The sequence below is a fragment of the Salmonirosea aquatica genome, assembly GCF_009296315.1.
Classification (GTDB): Bacteria; Bacteroidota; Bacteroidia; order Cytophagales; family Spirosomataceae; genus Salmonirosea; species Salmonirosea aquatica.
In genome coordinates this window covers 2,227,976-2,246,880 of the sequence record NZ_WHLY01000002.1, presented here as the reverse complement: position 1 = coordinate 2,246,880, position 18,905 = coordinate 2,227,976, and the positions used below count along the sequence as shown (strand labels likewise).

The 18,905-nt window shown below is 52.9% G+C and carries 16 protein-coding genes and 1 pseudogene; 5 read left to right on the top strand and 12 right to left on the bottom strand.

The window, feature by feature from the left end; all coding sequences use genetic code 11:
* The first annotated feature begins 24 nt into the window (after positions 1–24).
* A complete protein-coding gene (locus tag GBK04_RS10390) occupies positions 25–1,128 on the top strand; it encodes a Gfo/Idh/MocA family protein (RefSeq protein ID WP_152759414.1) in 1,104 nt (367 codons plus the stop codon).
* Positions 1,129–1,140: 12 nt separating this feature from the next.
* Here GBK04_RS10390 and GBK04_RS10385 read toward each other — a convergent pair whose 3' ends face one another.
* The 5 genes from GBK04_RS10385 to GBK04_RS10370 form a co-directional block, all read right to left on the bottom strand.
* Positions 1,141–2,568, bottom strand: a complete 1,428-nt coding sequence (locus GBK04_RS10385; protein WP_152759412.1) for a glycoside hydrolase family 28 protein — start codon at positions 2,566–2,568, stop codon at positions 1,141–1,143.
* Positions 2,569–2,688: 120 nt separating this feature from the next.
* Positions 2,689–3,075, bottom strand: a complete 387-nt coding sequence (locus GBK04_RS10380) for a hypothetical protein (RefSeq protein ID WP_152759410.1) — start codon at positions 3,073–3,075, stop codon at positions 2,689–2,691.
* 36 nt (positions 3,076–3,111) lie between these two features.
* Positions 3,112–3,897, bottom strand: a complete 786-nt coding sequence (locus GBK04_RS10375) for a hypothetical protein (protein ID WP_152759408.1) — start codon at positions 3,895–3,897, stop codon at positions 3,112–3,114.
* A gap of 66 nt (positions 3,898–3,963) precedes the next feature.
* A complete protein-coding gene (locus GBK04_RS30510; protein ID WP_373330880.1) occupies positions 3,964–4,221 on the bottom strand; it encodes a M28 family peptidase in 258 nt (85 codons plus the stop codon).
* A gap of 38 nt (positions 4,222–4,259) precedes the next feature.
* Positions 4,260–4,895, bottom strand: a complete 636-nt coding sequence (locus GBK04_RS10370) for a M20/M25/M40 family metallo-hydrolase (RefSeq protein ID WP_373330879.1) — start codon at positions 4,893–4,895, stop codon at positions 4,260–4,262.
* A gap of 99 nt (positions 4,896–4,994) precedes the next feature.
* Between GBK04_RS10370 and GBK04_RS10365 the strand changes: the two genes are divergently transcribed.
* From GBK04_RS10365 to GBK04_RS10350, 4 genes are all read left to right on the top strand, one after another.
* Positions 4,995–6,320 carry a cytochrome ubiquinol oxidase subunit I gene (locus tag GBK04_RS10365; RefSeq protein ID WP_152759406.1) on the top strand — a complete coding sequence of 442 codons (1,326 nt, stop codon included), beginning with the start codon at positions 4,995–4,997 and terminating at the stop codon, positions 6,318–6,320.
* A 3-nt stretch (positions 6,321–6,323) separates the two neighbouring features.
* The gene (locus GBK04_RS10360; protein ID WP_152759404.1) at positions 6,324–7,334 is read left to right on the top strand and encodes a cytochrome d ubiquinol oxidase subunit II; all 1,011 of its coding nucleotides are present in this window, start codon (positions 6,324–6,326) and stop codon (positions 7,332–7,334) included.
* An 86-nt stretch (positions 7,335–7,420) separates the two neighbouring features.
* Positions 7,421–8,380 carry a fatty acid desaturase family protein gene (locus GBK04_RS10355; RefSeq protein WP_152759402.1) on the top strand — a complete coding sequence of 320 codons (960 nt, stop codon included), beginning with the start codon at positions 7,421–7,423 and terminating at the stop codon, positions 8,378–8,380.
* Entirely contained in the window at positions 8,346–8,972 is a 627-nt protein-coding gene (locus GBK04_RS10350; RefSeq protein ID WP_152759400.1) for a hypothetical protein, read from the top strand. Before GBK04_RS10355 ends, GBK04_RS10350 begins: the two co-directional genes overlap by 35 nt.
* A 13-nt stretch (positions 8,973–8,985) precedes the next feature.
* Here GBK04_RS10350 and GBK04_RS10345 read toward each other — a convergent pair whose 3' ends face one another.
* The 7 genes and pseudogenes from GBK04_RS10345 to GBK04_RS10315 form a co-directional block, all read right to left on the bottom strand.
* Positions 8,986–10,290, bottom strand: a complete 1,305-nt coding sequence (locus tag GBK04_RS10345; RefSeq protein ID WP_152759398.1) for an MFS transporter — start codon at positions 10,288–10,290, stop codon at positions 8,986–8,988.
* Positions 10,291–10,355: 65 nt separating this feature from the next.
* Positions 10,356–12,592: pseudogene (locus GBK04_RS10340) on the bottom strand (outer membrane protein assembly factor BamB family protein).
* Positions 12,593–12,599: 7 nt separating this feature from the next.
* The gene (locus tag GBK04_RS10335; RefSeq protein ID WP_152759396.1) at positions 12,600–13,568 is read right to left on the bottom strand and encodes a hypothetical protein; all 969 of its coding nucleotides are present in this window, start codon (positions 13,566–13,568) and stop codon (positions 12,600–12,602) included.
* Between the two features lie 128 nt (positions 13,569–13,696).
* Positions 13,697–14,935, bottom strand: coding sequence for a galactonate dehydratase (gene dgoD, locus GBK04_RS10330; RefSeq protein ID WP_152759394.1), 1,239 nt, complete (start codon positions 14,933–14,935; stop codon positions 13,697–13,699).
* Between the two features lie 161 nt (positions 14,936–15,096).
* Positions 15,097–16,341, bottom strand: a complete 1,245-nt coding sequence (locus tag GBK04_RS10325; protein WP_152759392.1) for a mandelate racemase/muconate lactonizing enzyme family protein — start codon at positions 16,339–16,341, stop codon at positions 15,097–15,099.
* Positions 16,342–16,404: 63 nt separating this feature from the next.
* A complete protein-coding gene (locus GBK04_RS10320) occupies positions 16,405–17,430 on the bottom strand; it encodes a LacI family DNA-binding transcriptional regulator (protein ID WP_152759390.1) in 1,026 nt (341 codons plus the stop codon).
* Between the two features lie 116 nt (positions 17,431–17,546).
* A complete protein-coding gene (locus GBK04_RS10315; RefSeq protein ID WP_152759388.1) occupies positions 17,547–18,899 on the bottom strand; it encodes an enolase C-terminal domain-like protein in 1,353 nt (450 codons plus the stop codon).
* Between the last annotated feature and the right edge of the window lie 6 nt (positions 18,900–18,905).

Here is an 18,905-nt window from a genome sequence, read left to right as displayed (position 1 = left end):
TACTTTCAATCTACAATTCCTGCCATGCAACGACGCGATTTCCTTTCCCAGGCCGGTGCTTCTGCCGGGATCCTACTCACTTCTTCGTTAGGAAGTCCGGTTTTTCCGGCTAAGGTACCCCCTGCTCGCAAGCTCGGCGTGGCGCTGGTGGGGCTGGGTAACTACAGTACCCGTCAATTGGCTCCGGCCTTGCAGGAAACGGAACTATGCCGCCTGGCGGGGATTGTTACAGGTACCCCCGCCAAAGCCGAAGCCTGGAAAGAGAAATACAATATTCCGGAAAAAAGTATCTACAGCTACGAGAATTTCGAGCAAATCAAGTACAATCCTGATATCGACATTGTGTACGTGGTGCTGCCCAACTCCATGCACGTCGAGTACACCATCCGGGCAGCTCTGGCCGGCAAACACGTGATTTGTGAAAAACCGATGGCCCTCAACGTGGCCGAATGCAAGGAGATGATCGCGACCTGCCGGGAGGCGGGCGTAAAACTGTCGGTAGGGTACCGTCTGTATTTTGAACCACACCATCAGGAAGTACGTCGCCTGGGTACTGAGAAAATCTATGGTGCCGTGAAGATGATGGAAACCAGCCTGGGCTTCTCCATGGCCGACCCGACGGTGTGGCGGCTCAATCCAAAACTAGGCGGTGGCGGTGCCATTATGGACCTGGGTGTGTACGCCATTCAGGGTGCGCGGCGGGTCATTGGCGAACTCCCGGTGGCCGTGACGGCGCAGGGGTACATCCGCGACAAGACGATCTTCAAGGATATTTACGAAACCATGCTGTTCCAGATGGAATTTCCCGGCGGGGCCATTTCCAATTCTACTACCACCTACACTTCCTACGTCGATCGGCTGTACGCCACCACGGGTTACCGTTGGTTTGGCCTGCAACCGGCCTTTAACGCCACCGGTGCCACGGGCGATTCGAGCGAAGGCAAGATTGAATTCAAAACGCCCGCTTACCAGCAAATCCGGCAGATGGATGCTTTCGCTAAAAGCATCATGGACAATACCGAGCCGCTGGCGTCGGGCGAAGAGGGCATGAAGGACCTTCGCATCATTGAAGCCATCAAGCAGGCCGCCGATACGGGAAAACGCGTGGAAATTGACTGGAAGAGCTGAGGAAAACGGCCGCTATTGATTCAAGTCAACCTTTTCTCCGTTGATCGAGACATTAGTTGTCTGTATATCCTTCGCATTAGTGAACTTGTAGGGAGTTTTAGCTCCTTTGATGGTCACATTGATCAGCCGGATATTCTGCACGGGTGATTCCGGATAGCCTTCCAGTAGGATGCCCGTTTTGCCACCCTGCTCCACGGTCATGTTGCGCACTTCGATATTCCGGATGGTGGGCATGAAGTTGCCGGTATCTTCATAAATCATCGTGGCAATGATGGTTTGTTCCTTCACCTGACCTACCTCAATATCTTTCAGGTAGATATTTTCAACGGTACCTCCCCGGGCCGTATTGGTCTTAATGCGCAGGGCCCGCTCCAGTTCGGGACTGCTCATTTTACAGTCATGGGCAAACACATTTCTGACGCCCCCCGAAATCTCACTCCCCATCACCACGCCCCCGTGTCCGTTGGCCATGGTACAGTTCCGGATGATGATGTTTTGGCTAGGTACGTTGATCCGCCGCCCATCGGCATTGCGGCCCGATTTGATGGCAATGCAGTCGTCGCCGGTATTGAAATAACAGTTTTCGATCAGCACATTTTTGCACGATTCCGGGTCGCAGCCGTCGTTATTGGGGCCGTTGCTGGTCAGGGTCACCTTATTGATCGTGACATTGGTACACAGCACCGGATTCAGCAGCCACATGGGAGAGTTGATGAGCGTGACGCCTTCGATCAGTACATTTTCGCAGCGGTAGGGTTGCACAAACTGCGGGCGCAGGTAAGAGCCGTCGCCAAATTGGCGCTCCGCAACGGGTACCCCCTTTTCTGCCTGATCAAACAAAGCCGCCCGTTTGTTTTTGTCCAACTGACTGGGCGTGCCGGCCTTGTAGCCGTAGTGGGGAACACCCTTCCAGGGCCACCAGTTGGTTTCGTTGGCTTGTCCGTCGAGGGTACCTTCGCCGGTGATGGCGATGTTATTTTGCTCAAAAGCATACACCAGCGGCGAGTAGCCCATCAACTCGATGCCCTCCCAGCGAGTAAACACCGCAGGCAGGTAGTCGTCAGGGCGGGTCGAAAAGGCGATGGTAGCCCCTTTGCTGACGTGCAGATTGACGTTGCTTTTTAAATGAATGGCACCCGTCAGGTACCTACCCTCCGGCACGACTACCCGGCCGCCTCCTTCTTTATTACAAGCTTCAATAGCCTTTCGAAAAGCTTCCGTACAATCGGTTTTTCCATCCGCCACGGCTCCGAAGGTCGTGATGGGGTAGTCTTTGTCGCGGAAAACCGGCCGTTTGATTTGCTTCAGAATGGCAGGTACCTGATTCCACGGATCGTTTATGTCGGATATTGCACGATTTGACGTAGTGCTGCAAGAGGCAAGGCTCAATACTACTACTAAAATCAGCGTGTGAGGAAGGTACCTTGGGAGCTTTGCCATTGAAAGGTATAGAGAAGTTGATTGTGCCAATCGCTATTTGTAGGACTGCAAAAAGGGTAAGGTACCCGTAAATTACGGCCTTGGGCATGACGAATGCTACCCTGAAAATTTTCGCATTCCTTATTTGTTAGAGAACAAACTTCCTATTTTAATAATCTTACACTCAGCTACTCGTTTGTTTCCTTCCATAAAGTACCCTTTTGTCCCGACCTTGACATATTTTTGATGAAGGGGCTTCGTGTGAGCGCTAATGATCCACATTCTGGCGGTGCCTTTTGCGAGTACAGGTGTTTCTGATTCAGTAATCACAAACCCGTCTTCATCCTCGAATTCTGGCCAGATCATGTATATGCCTTTATTTTCGGGTATTTCCTGATCATAATCAAAGTCTGACCTATAGCCTTGATAAACCGGATTCCACCGCCCGCCTTCTTCCGGCGTATAAAATCGGTAGGCTACTGTGAAATCGTGTGAACGTCCAAGTCGTTCTTCGTAGGGCTGGTGCATAGGTTTTGGCGGTTTAGATAAAGTCATTATGCTACCCTACAAGTCAAAGTCGCTTATGAAGCTTGGGTCTTTACCCTCAGCCGGGTAATAATAGTAAATTACGATTAGCCTCGATTTAGTAGGAATACCTTTAAGTCTGGTATTGTTGACGCGAGCATTTTTGCGTAAGTATTCGGTAAAAAGCTGCGCTAGTTTTGGATTATCGAATGCTTGGCGTGCCGTAATTTTACCAATGGATAAATCTTCGTTGATGTCCAATTCATACACGGCAAACCGGTTCTGATTGTCAAACTCTCTAAAAAGAGTAGTATCATGAAGGCCTATATCATTTATATTCAGGTTGTAAGGATTGCTATCTTCCAGCTCATTATTTTTCAGAAAAGAAAGTACCGCTAGTTTCAAATCGATCCTATTTTTGTAATTATTAGCCGCCTTGGGGTACTTGACCATATCATAGTATGGTTCTGTCGGTTCGCTACCCGAGCAAGATCCAAAAACTGGGATATCGTTATCTCCCATGGACGCGAAGACCAGCCAGGTAGAGCCTTTGGGTACCTCAAATGCACACGAAGTTTCGGATGCCGTATTTACCCTGATGAAGGGTACCTCTTTCCCCTTATATAACTGTACTATCTCGATATTCAAATAATGATAGTCGCCTTCCGAACTATGATGTTCGCGGTCCAGTGTGATTTCTACAACTTTTACAGCAGCCACAAAATCTGACTTCTGGTAGTAGTAGAGGAGTGGAGCAGGTATGCATTCGCAGCCGAATGCCTGGATGGAAACCAAGGCGAAGAAAAAAATGAGGATATTTTTCATGGCAGAAGGTGCTTGTCGCGGTACGAATTTTAAATTGTCAATTTAACGAAAGCCACGAAAATTCCCTCACTTCACTTCCGTAAAATTCAGCTTGGGTAGCTTCATGGCATTTTCAATCAACTTGATCTCCACATTCAGTATTTCGGCTTCGGCCTGGGCATCCACTTTGTCGGCGTCGTCGGTAGGGGTGTGATAATCATCGTGGCCACCGGTGTGAAAGAAGAGTACGGGGATGTTTTTGGCGTAGAAAGAGCCGTGGTCGGAGCCACCGCTGCCCGCACGGTCGGTGAAGAACTTGACTTCGCCCTCCACATCATTGAACACTTCCGGCCAGGCGTCCGAGGTACCATAGCCGCCGATACCTACCCCTGACCGGCGTTATAGCGCCCGATCATATCCATATTGGTCATGAAATTGATTTTTTCTAGGGGGAGGGTGGGATTATTCACAAAATACCGCGATCCCTGCAAGCCTAACTCTTCGGCCCCGAAGGCAATGAACAGGAAGTTGTACGGCTCTTTGATGGCATTTTGTGAGAAATACCGGGCGAGCTCCAACAGTCCGGCTACGCCCGAGGCGTTGTCGTCGGCCCCGTTGTGGATTTGCCCTTCCGGCTGCGGGGCTTTGGAGCTACCTTGTTTACCCATACCCAAGTGATCGAAATGCGCGCCAATGACAATGGTATAGGGGGCATCGTTGTTCAGAAAACCCAGCACATTGTTGGTTGGCCGCAGGCTGTCGGGTACCACCACCCGCCGAACTTTAGCGGTGAAGGGCTGTCGATAGCCGTCGGTACCCTGGGGAGCGAGACCCAGTTTCCGGAATTGTTTGATGATGTATCGGGCGGCCTTGTCATTTTCGCGGCTACCGGTACCCCGGCCTTTCATGCGGTCGGAGGCAAGGTACTTCACGTGTTGGCTGATGCGTTCGGCGGAGGGAGCGGCCTGCTGGGCGTGAAGAAAATAGGGAACAAAAAGTAATAGAAAGAGGAATTTCATGGGAACGAAAAACGATGGACAAAGCCCAAAGGTAAGGTACCTTGGCAAAATCCACGGCCAACCCTTATCTTTAAAACGGCAAACAACTCAATTGGATACATGGAAGACCTGCTCGCCGCCCGGCTACAAATGGCCCTTTCGCTGGGCTTTCACATCATCTTTGCCTGCATCGGCATGACCATGCCCGTGCTGATGGCGTTCAGCGAGTGGCGGTGGCTGCGTACCAACCGGCAGGAGTACCTCGATCTGGCCAAGGCGTGGTCGCGGGGTGTGGCGTTGTTTTTTGCGGTGGGAGCCGTGTCGGGTACGGTACTTTCCTTTGAGCTAGGGCTGCTGTTTCCGGGTTTTATGCGGCATGCCGGGGCTATCATCGGCATGCCTTTTTCGTGGGAGGGTACCGCTTTCTTCGTAGAGGCCATTGCACTGGGGGTTTTTCTGTACGGCTGGGATCGGCTGAACAAATGGGTCCATTGGGCTTCGGGCGTGCTGGTGGGGATTTCGGGGGTACTTTCGGGTATCTTCGTGGTGTCGGCCAATGCCTGGATGAACAGCCCCTCCGGGTTTACCTGGGAAAACGGACAAGCTAAAAACATAGATCCCGTGGCGGCGATGTTCAATGATGCCTGGCTGTCGCAGGCGCTGCACATGACCCTGGCGGCTTTTGTGGCTACGGCCTTTGCCGTGGCGGGGGTACATGCTTTTCTTTTGCTGAAAAACCTGGGAAATGTGTTCCATCGTACCGCCGTCCGCATGGCGCTTTCCTTCGGAGCGGTAGCAGCCTTACTCCAACCCCTCAGCGGCGACTTTTCGGCTAAGGATGTTGCTGAGCGGCAACCTGCCAAACTGGCCGCGCTGGAATCACACTTCAAAACCAGTCAACCTGCCGATCTAATTATCGGAGGAATTCCCGATTCAGAAAAAGAAGAAGTCCACTACGCCATCCACATTCCGAAAGCTCTGAGCTTTCTGGCCCACGGCGATTTTAACGCCCAGGTTACCGGGCTGGATCAGTTCCCGAAAGCGGAGCGCCCACCCGTCCTGATCGTGCACCTGGCCTTCCAATTCATGGTAGGTATCGGTTTTCTACTGGCTACGGCAGGACTGTTATTTTTGTTGTTCAACTGGCGCTGGAAAAGGTACCTCGCCCGCAAAGGATGGTTGCTATTCATCGCCTGCCTCACGCCACTGGGCTTTCTGGCCGTCGAAGCCGGGTGGATCGTCACGGAGGTAGGGCGGCAGCCATGGATCATTTACAAGGTCATGAAAACCAAAGACGCCGTGTCACCCATGCCGGGACTCCATTATTCCCTGTATACCATTGTCGCCGTGTATCTGTTGCTGACCTTCATGCTGGCGTGGCTGATGCAACGGCAGATCGCCACGGTGGAAGAATTTTATCCTTCGGCCCGAAACTCTATTGACTAACCTATGCTGCTGACTATCATTGCTATACTGGGCGTAGCCTTTATCCTGTACACGGTGCTGGGTGGTGCCGATTACGGGGCGGGTATCGTAGAAACATTTGCAGGCAAACGCGGCGAAAAAACGATTTCCAAGGCCCTGGCCCCCGTTTGGGAGGCTAATCACGTATGGCTTATCTTGGCGATCGTGATTCTGTTCACCGGATTTCCGCGGGTATACGCTACCATCAGCACGGCCCTGCACATACCTCTGATGGTGGTTTTGATCGGGATTGTACTGCGGGGCTCGTTCTTTACCTTCCGGCATTACGACATCGGTGAGGTAGGTACCCACCCCTATTACACCACCATTTTCAAGGTATCCAGCTTCGTCACGCCTTTTTTTCTGGGGATCACACTCGGGGCTATGATCCTGGGTCGGGTAAGCCTGGATGCTACGGGTACCTTCTACGAGCAGTACATCGGGCCGTGGCTCAATGGCTTCTGCGTAGCCATGGGAATTTTCTCGACCCTGCTTTTTGGCTATATCGCCTCTATTTTCCTAATCGGCGAAACGGTCCATTCGCCGGAACGGCATCGCTACATCCGGTTTTCCAAACTTTTTATGGTGCTTACTTTTGGGGTAGGTATTTTGGTTTTTGTGATTGCAGAATTCGAGAACCATCCCGTGTTCGCGGCTTTTTTTAGTTCCTGGCCTAGCCTGGTGGCTTTTGGGGGTGTGGTGCTGCTGATACCCGTGGTCCTGTATTTGATAAATCACCCCTGGGTCGTCTACCTACGGCTGGCGATTGGATTACAAGTAGCCTTGATTATGGTAGGCTGGTTCGCCATTCAGTACCCGGTTCTGGTTTTTGAGCGTAGCGGCAACCACCTGACTTTCTACAATACGCAGGCCCCCGAAGCTACCCTGTTTCAGTTGCTGATCGCGCTGTTTGTGGGGCTGTTGCTGGTAGTACCCTGCTTCTTTTTTCTGTTCAAGGTGTTCAAACCTGCTACTGATGAACACCGGGTCAAGTAAGAGGGGCCGTATATGATTTTTCTTGTTAATTTTATTCCATCCCTAAATTATCAAGCTTTACCGCTGGAACAGCGATACGAACCGTCATGGATGCGAACACGAAGCGAAACAGCATTCTTATCCTGGAAACTATCCTGGTGTTCATAGGGATTAGCGGTTTGGCAATCGCTCTTTTCAACGCGCCTATCTCGGGTACCTTCCGGGGGGTGCTTTACGTACCCCTGCTTTTGTTTCAGGGGCTCTGGTTTTATCGTTTCTACATCGTTGGGCACGAGGCTTCGCATCGGAAGCTATTTGTCAACCATCGCTTTCTGAATGACTTGCTGGGTTCGCTGATCTTGCTACCCATTCTGGTGCCGATCAATGTCTATCGCAAAATCCATATGTTTCACCACGGCTTCAACCGCAAGGATGATCATACGTCCGTTCTGGATACGTTTACGACCCGCAACCTGACACCGCTGAAAAGAACTTACTACTATGCCCTGTGGTACCTCAGCGTTTTTTGTGGGGGCTTTTTCCTGCATTCGCTGGTATCGGTGCTACTGTTTCTGTTCGTTCCGCCCCGCCTGGCTCCCAAAATCTCGCCGGCCTTCCACGGGTGGAGTTTGGGCGAGCAGATGAAAGCCATCGCCCTGTTCGGTCTGGGGGTAGGTTTTCATGGGCTGGTCTTCTACCTTTTTGGAAAAACGACCTACCTGCTAGTGTTGGGATTTCCCATGCTTTCGTTTGCCTGGGTGTTGTCGCTGCTGGTGTATATTTTTCACTACGATACCACCGTAGGCGACGGCGTGCGGTACAATGTACGGTCGGTGGAGCGGGTACCTTTCTTTTCGTGGGTATTGCTCAACTTCAACGAACACGCCACCCACCACCAGCATCCCAACATTCCGTGGTATGAGCTACCCCGCAAACGCAAACCCCTGCCCGAGGCCTACGCCCGCCGCAACCAGAACACTTACAATTTTTTTAAAGCCATCACCAACCAGCTGAAAGGTCCGAGGATTGTGTATGAAGAGGATACTAAGAAAGTCGGTACCGACTGATGCTGCGGCATTTGTCGCACTGAAAAGCAAGTTGCCGATGCCCACCGGAAACGACCAAACGTCCGCCGGGGGCTTCCTGTTGGGCACCGATTTGGCTACCTACGAATGGTACATCCAGAATACCTACTCCTTGTCACTGGAATACGAGGGGAATTTGGTAGGCTTCGGTATCCTAATTCCCGACGCGATTGTGAAACAGGGCGAGCTGTGGGCCAAACGAAATGCCGCAGAGTGGCAGGTAGATGTAGGTTCAATTGAAAATAAGGCGGTCTGTTACTTTGAACAACTCGCCTTCCTGAAAGGCTACGGCCGGTTCGCACCTGAATTGTGCTACCATCTGATTGACAGGGCTTTCGGACAAGGCCATGAGCTGCTGCTCACGACCACGGTCAACCGGCCCGTTGTGAATCAGGCGGCCATTCCGTTCATCCGGGCCGTGGGTGGTCAGTTGGTAGGTAATATCGACGAATATTATCCAGAGGTAGGTCCGATCCATTCGGACATCTGGGCGATTGAGTCCGAAGAATATTTTCGTAAAGTTCAGGGATTGTCCTTCTACCCACGTTTGAAGGCAAATACTATAAAATGGTAGGGTGGTACATGCTTCACCGCAATTCTTCCGGCGCGAGCATGCGCGATTTGCGGGTCAGCAGATGGATGATCAGCCAGGCTACCAGATACGTGAAGCCACAGATTGTGAAGATAATATTGTAGCCTCCTTCCAGATTCCCGGCGGCTTTGTAAGTATCCAGCAAGCTTCCAATGAGAATCGGAAACAGGATACCCCCCACCGCCCCGGCCATGCCGCCGATGCCTACCACCGAACTGACGGCCTGCTTCGGAAACATATCCGAAGGAAGCGTAAATACATTGGTAGCCCAAGCCTGATGCAGCGCCACGGCGAAGCTGATAAGCGCCACGGCGACCCACACATTGCCGGCGAACTGGATGCCGATCACCGATAGCTCCAGCACGGCAAAGGCCAGTAGTACCGCCTTGCGGGCTTTGATCACTTCCCAGCCCCGTTTGATAAGCTGCGACGAAAACCAACCTCCGCTGATGCTGCCTACGGTGGTGGCGGTGTAGATGATCATCAATTCCAGACTGAATTTTTTGAGATCGAGGTTAAACGTAGAAGCGAAATAAGAAGGCAGCCAGAACAGAAAAAACCAGTAAATGGGGTCGATGAGGCCCTTGCCGGTGATGTAGGCCCAGGTTTGGGGAAAGGTGAAAAGCTTCACCCATTTGACTTTGGCGCTTCCACTCGCCAGTTTTTCTTCCACTTCCTGCCCGGCCGCGATGTACTCGTATTCGGCGGTGGACAAACGTTTCTGCTGGGCAGGTACGTCGTAAAAAACCAGCCACAAAATCAGCCACACAAAGCCCAGAGCCCCGGTGATCCAGAATACCTCCTGCCAACCATAGTGGCTCAGAATCCAGGGTACTAGTAGCAGCGCTACCACCACGCCCACGCTGGTGCCGGCATTGAACAGGCCGGTAGCCAGCGCGCGCTCCTTGTTGGGAAACCACTCGGCTACGGTCTTGACAGCCGCGGGGTAGTTTCCTGCTTCTCCCAACCCCAGACCCACGCGAGCTACTCCAAAACCGAAGGCCGATCGGGCTACGGCGTGCAGCATGCCGGCGATGCTCCAGAATACGATGGTAATGGAGTAGCCCAGCTTGGTACCTACCCGGTCGATGAACCAACCCAGTGAGATCAGACCCACGGCGTAGGCAGCGGTGAAGGCCATGACGATCCGGGCAAAATCGGTTTCCGTCCAGCTGAACTCCGTTTCCAGGATTGGCTTCAACAGACCGATGATCTGTCGGTCGAGGTAGTTGATGGTAGTGGCCGCGAAAAGAAGAAAAACGATGAACCAGCGGTAGTTTCCGATTTTTTGGGTACTCATGTAGCGAAGGGTTAGTAAATTTTTTTAAGCGATTTTTGGCAAAAAGGCTCCAATCCGCCGACAGGTTAGGGTAGGGCAAATGCCACATAGGTACCCCCGGCGGGCTGTCCCTGGCGGTTACCCCCGGCGGCGATGGCGATGTATTGCTTTCCGTTGATCATATAGGTAATCGGCGTGGCGAAGCCCGCAGCAGGTAGCTGGTATTGCCACACGATTTTGCCGGTTTTGGTATCGAAAGCCCGCAGCTTGCCGTCGCGGGTGGCCCCGATAAACAGTAGCCCTCCGGCCGTCACGACGGGGCCGCCATGGTTTTCAGTACCCGTAGGGGGAAGTCCTTTTGCCACCAGTTCAGGATATTCGCCCAGGGGTACCCGCCACAAATAATTGCCGGTGTTGAGATCCACGGCGTTGAGGGTACCCCAGGGAGGCTTGATGGCGGGGTAATTTTCGTTATCCAGAAACTGAACGTTGCCATTGTTGATGTAGGGCGGTGCGTACGGAAAATCCTTGCCCTTTTCGGCTTTCACCTCAGTAACCTTATGAATGTCGTCAGGTACAGTGCTGGCCGGTGGTTCGGTTCCAAGCAGGAAATTCACCAGCGCCGTGCGGTCTGCTCTGGAAAGATGCTGAAACGAAGGCATCCGGCCCCGGCCCGTTTCCAGAATGGTTGTGATTTCCTGCCGCGACAGACGTTTGCCTACCTCCTTCAAATTAGGATAGGTCTGCGGAGTACTTGAAGCGTTGGCGCTTGCTTCCAAAGCGTGGCAACTGGCACAATTGGTATTGAACAGCAGTCCACCCTGGGAGAGGGCTTTGCCATCCCTAGTTTCGCGGGCGTTCCGCATTTTCAGCCACCAGAGCATGTTGTTGCCGTTGACGTACATAATTCCCTTGGGGTCGGCGGCCGTACCGCCCCATTCGGCCCCCCGCCCATGCCATACATGAGGGTACCTTCTTCATTGGGGGGCAGATTTTTGGGACCACTGCGGCTATGTTCGAAACGGTCCAGCGCGTAAGCGTAGGCTTGCGGCGTACGTTGGGTCAAGTCCCCTTTGGTAATATTCTGATTGGCAAACGGGGCCGGTTTGGTAGGTACGGGTTGCGTGGGCCAGGGATGCTCGCCTGGTAGGGTGGGGGCGTTGGGTACGGGTACCTCCTTGACCGGAAAGAGCGGCTTCCCCGTCTCGCGGTCAAACACAAAGATGAACCCATCCTTGGTCGCCTGCGCGACGGCGTCTACCAATTTTCCATTATGCCTGACCGTAATCAGATTGGGCGGACAGGGAATGTCGCGGTCCCACAGATCATGGTGGACGGTCTGGAAGTGCCAGACGCGCTGGCCGGTTTCGGCGTTGAGGGCGATGACGCAGTTGGCAAAAAGATTACTTCCCTGCCGGGAACCCCCGTAAAAGTCGGAAGAAGGTGAGCCGGTACCCAGAAATACCATTCCGCGTTTTTCGTCTACCACCAGTCCGGCCCAGCAGTTGGCACCGCCCAGCTTTCGGTACGAATCTTTTTCCCAAGTTTCATAGCCATACTCACCCGGCAACGGGATGGTGCGAAAGACCCAGGCCAACTTACCCGTGCGCACATCAAAAGCCCGGATGTGGCCCGGAGGGGCATTCCCTCCTTCATTGACAGCCGAACCCATGATAATGAGGTTTTTGTAAATTACCCCCGGCGTGGTAGAGCGAATGCTAAACTGATTGACGTCATAGCCTAAGGTAGCCTCGTCGCCGAGACCGGCGTGTAAATCTGTTCCACCATTTTCTCCAAAACTTCTAACGGGCTCACCCGTCAGGGCGCTGATGGCATAGAGAGTTTGGCCCACTGAATACAGTATTCGTTGATCGTCGCCGTCGGCCCAATACACTACCCCGCGCACGGGCTGAAAGTTGGGTCTTACCGAAGGGTCGGCGAAGGGATCAAATTTCCAGAGTTGTTTGCCCGTGGCAGCATCGGCAGCGAAGAGTTTCAGCTGTGGGGTGGTGCCATACATAATGCCTTTGACCACGATGGGCTGGCAGGGCATCACCAGTTGCCGGGAGTCGTTCGGCTTGTTTTCTCCGGTGTCGTACGACCACGCCAATTGTAGGTTTTTGACATTTTGTAGGTTGATCTGGCTTAGTTCCGAGTAGCGGCTTCCCGCTGGATCGCCCCCGTAGGTACGCCAGTCTACATTTTTTTCATCAAGAGTTCCCTGATATAAAAAAGCGGCTCCGCCGACCCACAATATGAGGAGTCCGAGGGAGAAGTAGCGCCAGTAATTTTTTTGGAAAAAGGATTTAATCGGCTGTATCATCCAAACATTACGGTTGATTGTCAACTTCAAATTCATAGCGGATATTCCAGCGGATGGTTTCGCCCGGCTGGGCGGATAACCGGATATAGGGCTCCGGGCAAGAGGTATTGGGGTTAGACCAGTACACCAGTTTTTCCAGGGGCCGATCTCCTTGAATATGGACGCCCGCGCCGCTTTTCAAATTCCGGATGGTGAAGTCATAATTCTGGGGAGTAGCCGCTATGCCCTGTACCCCGGCGGTAAACACATTCTCTCCCTTGGCCAGGATGCGGTTATAGGTGATGGATTTATTTTTGGCTTCGGCGATGGTACCGAACCCTTTACCTTCGGCGCTCACTTCATAGGGAAAAGTGGTGCGGATGTTCGGGCCGGTAGGTTCACCGTCGATGACAAAAAAGTTGTGGTTGTAGGTACTGAATTCCATGGTTTTGGTACCTATGTTTTTCAGGCTATGTTCCAGTACCAATTCCGGTTTTCCTTTTACCAGTTGTACTGCTTTCCGGTACTCATAGGCATAGCCAGCGGCATCTTTCAGTATGTGGGTGTACTCCACGCGGTCTTTTCCGGGTTTTACCGTCCAGGTACCCGGGTTTTTGATTTCGTAATTTCGGGCGAACGAATAAGGCTTGTCATCGGGTTTGACCAAAGATCCAACTCCGATCTTGACGAACTCCTTCCCAACCTCTGCTTCCTCCAAACCTACCGCCGTAAACTCTTCCACAGGACCGGTGATGGCATCGTGCAGTTTCGGGTCGTAGGGCGCCGGGTTCCATAGTCCGAAGTACTGATGTCCCTTGTATTGCAGCGAGGGCATTACGCCCGACCAGTCGAAACGGGTACCCCGGTAGTAGCCTTTCTGGGCGTCGGGTAGGTGCAGTGTGGCCGTAATGAGTCCGTTGGTGATTTGGGTGGAGGGGAAATCATCTCTAGGTATGAAGCTCAGGCACAGGAGAGCAACAGCTATTTTCTTTTTCATGGAATTGTGTTTTTTGAAAAAGGAAAGTAAAACGACTTTTTTACTTCCATGAATTGTGCAAAGCGGATTCATCGCGGCGAGAAAGGTCATTAGATTGGACCCTAACTTTGAATAAATCTGCCGGAAAATCACCAATCCGTCACCGAGCCATCCAGGGCATTGTAGGTTTCCGGGTTTTTCCAATCGTGGCCGATCTTATCCTTCATCAAATCCTCATCCAGCTCCACGCCAAGTCCGGGACCTTTCGGAATAAGTACAGTGCCGTCTTTCTGCAGCTTGAAAGGATTCTTAAGGTACCCCTCGCCCAGTGAAACCTGCTCTTGCACCAGGAAATTGGGTACGCTAGCAGCGAGGTTCAGGCCGACAGCCAGCGAGATGGGGCCCATGGGATTATGTGGAGCAATGGGTACGTAGTAGGCCTCGGCCATGCCTGCGATCACGCGGCCTTCGGTGATACCGCCCGCGTGGCACAGGTCGGGCTGGATAATGCTGGCGGCACCTTTTTCCAGAATTTCCCGGAAACCCCACTTGGTGAATATGCGCTCGCCTGTGGCGATAGGAATATGGGTACCCCGGGCTATATCCACCATGGTATCCACATTCTGCGCCTGGCACGGCTCTTCTACGAACATCGGCTGGTATTGTTCCAACTCCTTGATGAGTACCTTGGCGGTTTGGGGAGCTATGGACCCATGAAAATCGATGGCGATGTCCATATCCAGGCCGCCCGCCTCCCGCAGGGAAGCAAAGTTGTCGGCCGCGTACTTTATGAATTTCGGGTTTTCGACAATATTGGCCGGGTTGATTTTGGCTACTCCCGTTTTGATCACGTTATAACCCTCCGCTTTCCGTTTCTTCATGTCTTCCGCATTAGCGGCGCGGCCGTAGATGCGTACCCGGTCACGAGTGGGGCCGCCCAGTAGCTCGTAGACAGGTACCCCGAGGAGTTTGCCTTTGATATCCCAGAGCGCGTGGTCTATGCCGCTGAGGGCGCTGGTGAGGATGGGGCCACCGCGGTAGAAGGCGTGGCGGTAGATGGCCTGCCAGTGATGTACCACCTGGCGCGGATCTTTGCCGATGAGGTAGGGCTCTACTTCTTTAATGGCCGTTTGAATGGTGAGCGCCCGGCCTTCCAGCAGCGGTTCACCCAGGCCGTAGATACCGCCCGCATCCGTGTGGATCTTCAGGAAAATCCAGCGGGGTTTTACCAGAAAGGTTTCCAGCTTGGTAATTTTCACCTGCCCGTAGTCGCGGAACGGAGTAGGCGTGGCAGCATAGGAATTTTTGGGCAATGCTATGGCGCTCATTCCCGCCACGCCCAGTACAGACTGAATGGCACTACGGCGGGAGACAGAGTTTTTTTTCATGATGTAAGGGTTTGTTTTTTATTAGATACAAAGGGGAAAAGGCATATAGGCGCAAAGTTGGCTTTAGACTTTATTCTGTTATTTTCTTTGCAGAAACGTATTTTACGCAAGACGAAAAGTCTTTGTGCCTTTGTCGCTCTGTACCTTCGTCCCTTCAAAAACTACCAGTTATGAATCGACCCGTCGGGGGCTTTCAGGTAGGGGTGCGGGAATTTGGTGTTTTCCTTCACTTCTATCACAAACGTGGCCTTCTTCGGGTCGAACTTTACACCCAGTCCAGGGCTCGGATTTAGGTACAGCTTGCCATTTTTGAAATTGATATAATCTTCATTGAAATAGGCTGGACGCTCGGGCTGGCCTCCGCCCAGTTCCATCAGGCAGCGGGACGGACTGCTCGACCCCAGCACATGTACCAGCGCGGCGGTGGAAAGCGGACCAGTAAAGTGCGGGATCATACCTACGTAGTGCGTTTCGGCAATGGCGGCCAGCTTTTTGAATTCGGCAATGCCACCGGTGTTGGGCAGAGTAAAGCGGGTGTAGTCGATCAGGCGGTCTTCAATTAGCTCATTGGTATCCCAGCGGTCGCCATACTGCTCACCCACGGCAATGGGTACCTTGGTCATGGTGCGCACGTTGCGGTACACGCCGGGGTTTTCGGAGCGGACGATGTCTTCCACAAAGTAAGGTTCCAACTCTTCCAGAGCCGTGCAGATTTTTAGGCCGTCGGTGAGGTCGAAGCGGGTGTGCAGGTCGATGGCCCAATGCCCGCCACCGCCTACGGCCTCGTCGATGCGCTTGCAGTGCTCGATCGTTTTCTTCACATTCTCATAAAAATCGAAACGCTCATCACCATTGTTGCCGCCGGTAGGGCCGATTCGGTAAGCGCGCAGGCCGGCCTCGATGCAGTCGCGGGCGCGCTCCTCCTCGGTTTTGGCTTTGGAAGCACTGAATCCGGTGGCGTAGCATTCCACATAATCGCGGGTAGCGCCGCCCAGCAAATCATACACGGGTACGTTAAGGGCTTTTCCCTTAATATCCCAAAGCGCCATTTCGATGGCCCCCAGCGCGTGTAGCTTCTCACGCCCGGGCGGGTAGAACATGCCCCGGTAGACATACTGCCACAAATGCTCGATGCGGAAGGGGTCTTCGCCGATGAGCATTTGGGCGCACTGCTCGATCATATCCTTGGAGCCGCCTTCGCCGATGCCGATGATGCCGCCGTCAGTCTCGACTTCCACGATTCCCCGAGCCTGATTGAACAGAGGTTTGTTGTAGCCCGGCGCGGCGTAGTAGCGGATTTTAGTGATTTTCAACTTAGAAGCCGCCTCGGTTTTGTACTGAGGCAGGCCCGAAAGTACGGCCGCAGTACCTAGCGTAGTCGATTTAAGGAAATGTCTTCGTTGCATGGTTAGTAGTTAAGGCACAGGGCCCGTTCTCGCATCTCAGCGGTTAGCTTTACACAGGATAACTCACTTGGTCAACTCCACCCGACTCCTGGTCATCGAAGATTCCCGGGCTACCAGTTTGGCTTCCATCAGGATTTGCTTCATGCCCTCGTCGGGATTTTTTATTTTGCCAATCAAAAACTCGACGGCGGTTTTCCCCAGCAATTCCAGGGGCTGTTTCATAAAAGTAATGGGGCAGTAATACAGGTCGAAGCCTTCGGCCTGTCCAAAACTGACGATGGCCAGGTCGGAGGGTACCCTGAGACGCAATTCATTCAGGTACTTAAGGCCGTTGATTGCCAGTCCGTAGGTGGCAAAAACCAGGGCATCCAGCTTTTGTTCCGATGAGACTATGGCATCAAGCGCGGCCTTCACTTCTTTTTCCAGGTATTCAAAGCGGATTTCCTTCAGCCATTCCGGCTCAAACGCGATCCCCCGGTCCCGCAGCGCGTGCTGGTACCCCCTGATCCGCTCTTTCATGTGGTACATGTCCGACTTGTAGGCCAGCAGCCCGATCTGTTCGTAGCCGCCCTCGATGAGATGAATCGTGGCATCGTAGGAGGCTTTGTAGTTGTTGGTGGCCACGAAATCGGTCTGGATGTCCGGGAAGTGGCGGTCTAGCAATACGAAGGGGATATTTTTTTCCTTTAAATAAAGTACCTGTTTTTCGGAGCTCTCGGAAGAAACAATAATAAAACCGTCCACCTGCCGGTTGATCAGGACATTTAGCAAATCCCACGATTTATCGGCGTTTTCATCGCAGCTTCCGATGATGACGGTGTAGCCGCTGCGCTTGGCTTCATCCTCCACGACCCGGGCGATGTTGGCAAAGAAAGGGTTGGATATGTCGGCTATGATCAGTCCAATGGTATGGGTTTTGCCACTGCGCAGGCTTTTGGCCACATGATTGGGCTGGTAGTTTAGCTCCCGGGCAATAATCTTGATCTTTTTGGCCATTTCCTCACCTACCCGACTCTCTTTTTCTTTCCCGTTCAGGACATAGCTGACCAGGGCGGTGGATACCCCCGCCTTTTCAGCAATGTCCTTCATAGAAACGCGTTTTTTCAATGACAGAATAAGTGAATGTTGGAACGATAGTAAATTAATGAGCGAGTGACAGGATAGGAATTCTTTTTTATTCTATCATTCGCTCATTCAAAATTGATTTAAGGCCGAATGATCGTTCCGTCCGCGCGGCGAACCTGCCAGTTGGACTTCGTGCCGATGGGGTACTTGGCGGCTTCTTTTTCGTTGATATCAACGCCCAGGCCGGGTACCTCATTGACCGACATGTAGCCGTCTTTCATGGTAGGGCAGCCAGAAAATACCTCCTTCATCTTGTCGGAAAAATTGACGGCTTCCTGGATACCGAAATTCCAGATGGCAAAGTCGATGTGGGCCTGCGCGGCGTGACCCACGGGCGACACGTCGCCGGGGCCGTGCCAGGCTGTGCGGACGTTGAACCACTCACCCAGCCGGGCTATTTTCATGGCGGGCGTAAGGCCGCCAATCTGCGACACATGGCAGCGGATGTAGTCGAACAGGCGGTTGGCCATGGGCTCCTTGAACTCATTGATGTTGTTGAAAAGCTCACCCATGGCGATGGGTACGGTCGTAGACATCCGCAATTGCCGGAACCACTCCATGTTCTCGGGCGAAAACGGATCTTCGATGAAGAAAGGTCGGAATTCTTCCAACTTCTTGATCATGTTGATAGCATTCATCGGCTGCACCCGCTCGTGGATATCGTGCAGGAGTTCCAGTTCTTCGCCGACGCGCTTTCGCACGGTTTCAAACATGAGAGGTACCGATTTCAGGTATGCCTGCTCGTTCATAAAATTGTCGGTTGCTCCGCCGAAACCCTCGGCCTTGAAATCGGCTTGCTGGGCGGTGCTGCCCACGGCTCCGTAGCCACCCTGCTGAATGCGGATGTGCTTGTAGCCCTGTGCCTGCAGCCGTTGTACATCTTCGGCAACGGCCTCGGGCGAGTTGCCATTGGCATGGGTGTAACACGGAATGGCAAAGCGTACCTTACCGCCCAGCAGTTGGTATACGGGCATGCCGGCGCGCTTGCCCTTGATATCCCAGAGCGCCTGATCCAGACCGCTGAGGGCATTATTCAGCACGGGGCCGTTGCGCCAGTAGGAACTCACGTAGGCACCCTGCCAGATATCCTCGATGTTGTCCACGTCTTTGCCGGCGCAGAATTCATCAAGATAAGTATTGATGGCGGGCAGCACCACGGCGGCGCGCTGGGTAAATGTGGAGCAACCCAACCCGTACAAACCCGGCTCGGAGGTTTCGACTTTTACTACGATCAAATTGGAGCCCTGTGGAGCGGTGGCAATGGCCCGTACCTTGGTGATTTTGACGGGTTTCATGGCTTTAGCATAGGAGGGGGTACCTTTCTCCTCACGAGCCTGTGCTTCGGAAACGCCACCAAACAAACCCAGTAAACCCGCCGAGCCTCCCAGGCCGAGTGTTTTGAGAGCGTCGCGGCGTGTATTGTTGTTCTTCATAGTGAT